The organism is Microcystis sp. M109S1 (assembly GCF_020247025.1).
Taxonomy (GTDB): domain Bacteria; phylum Cyanobacteriota; class Cyanobacteriia; order Cyanobacteriales; family Microcystaceae; genus Microcystis.
This window is the reverse complement of the sequence record NZ_JADBRW010000023.1, coordinates 1-3,565: the sequence shown is the minus strand read 5'-3', so window position 1 is coordinate 3,565 and position 3,565 is coordinate 1. Positions and strand designations below refer to the sequence as shown.

At 39.7% G+C, this 3,565-nt stretch carries 3 protein-coding genes and 2 pseudogenes; 3 read left to right on the top strand and 2 right to left on the bottom strand.

Annotated elements, in window-relative coordinates; all coding sequences use genetic code 11:
• The 3 genes and pseudogenes from IM322_RS01005 to IM322_RS00995 all read left to right on the top strand — a co-directional run.
• Positions 1-352, top strand: a 352-nt coding sequence (locus IM322_RS01005; protein ID WP_287713073.1) for a hypothetical protein, incomplete at its 5' end; no start/stop codon positions are given.
• Between the two features lie 99 nt (positions 353-451).
• A pseudogene (locus tag IM322_RS01000) lies at positions 452-681 on the top strand (hypothetical protein); the annotation flags it as partial.
• Between the two features lie 158 nt (positions 682-839).
• A complete protein-coding gene (locus IM322_RS00995; protein WP_287672518.1) occupies positions 840-1,310 on the top strand; it encodes a hypothetical protein in 471 nt (156 codons plus the stop codon).
• 29 nt (positions 1,311-1,339) lie between these two features.
• On the opposite strand, the gene IM322_RS00990 is transcribed toward IM322_RS00995, so the two are convergent.
• Together IM322_RS00990 and IM322_RS00985 are read right to left on the bottom strand one after the other, a co-directional pair.
• Positions 1,340-3,229, bottom strand: coding sequence for an ABC-F family ATP-binding cassette domain-containing protein (locus tag IM322_RS00990; protein ID WP_287672520.1), 1,890 nt, complete (start codon positions 3,227-3,229; stop codon positions 1,340-1,342).
• 211 nt (positions 3,230-3,440) lie between these two features.
• Positions 3,441-3,565 (bottom strand): annotated as a pseudogene (locus IM322_RS00985) (IS1 family transposase); the annotation flags it as partial.

Genomic DNA, 3,565 nt, shown 5'->3' with positions numbered 1-3,565 from the left:
GTCAAGTTTAGAGAGTAAAATCAAACAATTTGAGGAGGAAAGAACCATGCCTTTAATAAGTAATATGGAGTTACGAGGAAGGAAAATTGGTGAGGAAATTGGGGAGTTACGAGGAATAGAACGAGGTAAGGAAATTGGGAAGGAAATTGGGAAGGAAATTGGAGCGTTAGAAAATGCTCGTGATTATATTAAAATGGGTTTAAAAACGCGATTGGGTGACATTCCAATAGAAATTGAGCAAGCTATTGATAAAATTTCCGTATTATCGATTTTAGACGAGTTACTGAAATCGGCACTAACCGTTAATTCTTTTGACGAGTTGCGGCAATTTTTTGAACAATGGTCTCAATAATTTTCTCGATTAAATGAACTAAACAGAGGAAAGATGGTCAGAACTAGAAGCAAGTAGCAATCCCTTTTGCTATAATCGTGATGGCACAGATGAAAACGAGGACAAGTAATTATTACTGACACCTGACAAAGCGCAATTAATCGAACCTTACCCAATAATGTCGAAAACCTCAAACTAATTGGGACTAATAATATTAATGGTACATTGGCGATTCAGGCGATGATTTACTCACTGGTGGTAATGGTAGCGATAATTTTATCTTCAACAGTAGCAATTTGGGAATCGATGCGACCGCCGATTTCATTCCGGGCAGTGATAAAATAGTATTGAGTAAAGCCATCTTTACCGCCTGACAAAAAGATGAAGTATGCTTGTATTTGACATCATCTCTGGAAGACTAGCTACCGTTCGCTGTTCCCTGTTCTCCAAAACCAGAGACTTCGTACCTCACCATTAGGATAACTGCTGTAAATGAAATAACCGACTAATGAAAAAGATAATATTGACTTTACTATTAGCTTGGCTTTTAGTTGCTAACATGAATAGCCAAGGAGTTTTAGCAGTGACGCTCGATTTTCAATGGTTGGGAAATCAAGGCTATACAGCTAAAGGTTCTTTTAGTTATGATGAAAAAACGGCCCCGACTATCTTTTCGGAAAAAAGTTCGGGAAAAATGCGAGTTTTAGAAAATTTTCAGGTATCTTTTTATGATAACAGTGGTCAAGAGATCGCTAAATACGATAATGTCAGCGAGGGAATCTCCTCGGCTAATTATTTTCAGTTTAATTTTAATACCAAAACCGGTCAAGTTTTTGGCTCGATCGATCTGGGGGGTGAAGGGATGGGGGAAATCTATCTTCAAGGGGTGGTTAACGATAATTTGGCACTCTTGCGGGTGGAGTCGGCAGATCTGGTTATGGATGAGGATGATTCACCAGAAATTATCACTCAGTTTTGACTAAATCGATCGGGAAAATAGGGATTATCCTAGCCTAATTTTTCCGCTAATTCTAACCAGCGATCAGTTAAATTATCAATTTTTTGACTTAATTGAGCTAATTCTTCGGTCAGAGCGGTTATTTTAGTAAAATCTTCTAGGGGTTCTCCATAAAGTACCTGTTCAATTTCGGCTTTTTTTGCTTCTAAAATTGGTATTTGTTTCTCGATATCTTCGTATTCTTTTTTCTCTTTAAAAGAGATTTTCTTATTGACAGGTGACGGAGAAGCTTTAACAGTTTTTGGGGTGACTTTTTTTTCTTTTGGTTCCTCCTCCTCTTTTTTCTGATCGAGATAAAGGGAATAATTGCCTGGATATTGACGGATATTACCCCCCGTTTCAAAGGAAAAAATAGTATCAACTACTCGATCGAGAAAATAGCGATCATGGGAAACGACAATCACACAACCGTTAAAGTCCTCTAAATATTCTTCTAAAATTGCTAAAGTCTGCACATCGAGATCATTGGTGGGTTCATCTAAGATTAAAACATTAGGCGCACTCATCAAAACTCGTAGTAAAAATAACCGTCGTCTTTCTCCTCCAGAAAGTTTATAAATTGGTGCATACTGTTGATCGGGAGGAAAGAGAAATTTTTCTAACATCTGGGAAGCGGTAATCACGCTGCCGTCTAGGGTTTTGACTAATTCGGCCACACTTTTCAGATATTCGATCACTCTTTGATTTTCATTGATATTGAGATCATCGGATTGTTGATCAAAGTAACCAATATGAATAGTGGAACCGATGTCAACTGTGCCTGAATCGGGGAGAATTTTCCCGGTAATAATATCCATGAGAGTAGATTTTCCTACCCCATTACTGCCAATAACACCGATGCGATCTTCGGGGGTAAAAATATAGGTAAAATCTTTAATTAAAGTATGATCTCCGTAAGCTTTCGAGATATTTTCTACTTCGATAACTTTTTTACCGATGCGTCTTCCTGCGGTGGCAATATCGACTTTTCCCTCCACCTGTTTAAATTCCTTATTACCCATGGACTGAATGCGATCGATGCGCGCTTTTTGTTTGGTACTGCGCGCTTTTGGTCCCCGGGATAACCATTCTAATTCCCGTCGTAAAACTCCTGCGTGTTTGCGTTGACTACTGGCGATCGATTCTTCCGCTAAAGCTTTTTTTTCTAGATAATAGGCATAATTACCGGAATAAGTAGATAAATCTCCCCGATCGATTTCAATGATGCGATTAGTCACTCGATCGAGAAAATAGCGATCGTGAGTAATTAATAATAATCCTCCCCGAAAACGGGACAAATAACTCTGTAACCACTCCACGGAAAGCGCGTCTAAATGGTTTGTGGGTTCATCCATCAATAAACAGTCAGGATCGGCTAAAAGTGCGGTAGCGATGGCGATTCTTTTGCGATATCCCCCCGATAAATCTCCCACGCGAGCATTAAAATTATCGATACCCAGTTTACTTAAAATAACTTTAGCATTGGTTTCTAAATCCCAGGCCGCAAGTTTATCAATTTGTTGCGAAACCCTTGACAAACGTTCCATAATAGTATCCAGATTTTCTGGCTCATGGACAAGGCGATCGGACAATTCCTCGTATTCCTTGATTAAAGTCATGCTTTCGCCACTATCGGCGAAAACCTGCTCTAAAACCGTTTTATCGTCGTCTAGATCGGGTTGCTGGGGTAAATAGACGATTTTCATCCCGGAATTGATTTGAATTTCGCCACCATCGATCGCTTCTAATCCGGCGATCATTTTCAATAGGGTCGATTTTCCCGATCCATTCGTACCGATCAGGCCGACTTTATCGCGATCATCGAGACTAAAACTCGCATCTTTGACAATTTCCTTGATACCGAAGTCTTTTTTGAGCGATCGAACCGTCAGCAGTGTCATGATTTCTGGGAATAATCCTTCTTTTCTAGTTTGACATACTCCCGCCGTCAAGCTAAGCTAAACGGCTTTTACTTCGGATCACCGATATAGACTCCAAAAGGGTTATAGCTATTGGATCATGCAGGTTAAGCGCCGTTTAGCTTACGCTGTGACGGGGGATTCTTTCCACATTGCTGTTAGAAATTCCGGCGTTGTCAGGTGTAAAGATGAATCAAGCAAAAGTGTAGGGAACTGGAACATCCTTAAACTTAAGGTAATGAATTAGAAGCGGTAGGGAATTTTCTAACATTTTGACACATTTTGAATAGCAGAGAGTCTGACGATGAAGACGCGCGG

Excerpts from the sequence above, each read along its gene's own strand:
- IM322_RS00995 (WP_287672518.1), top strand. The coding sequence starts at position 840 with ATGAAAAAGATAATATTGACTTTACTATTAGCTTGGCTTTTAGTTGCT.
- IM322_RS00990 (WP_287672520.1), bottom strand. The coding sequence starts at position 3,229 with ATGACACTGCTGACGGTTCGATCGCTCAAAAAAGACTTCGGTATCAAG.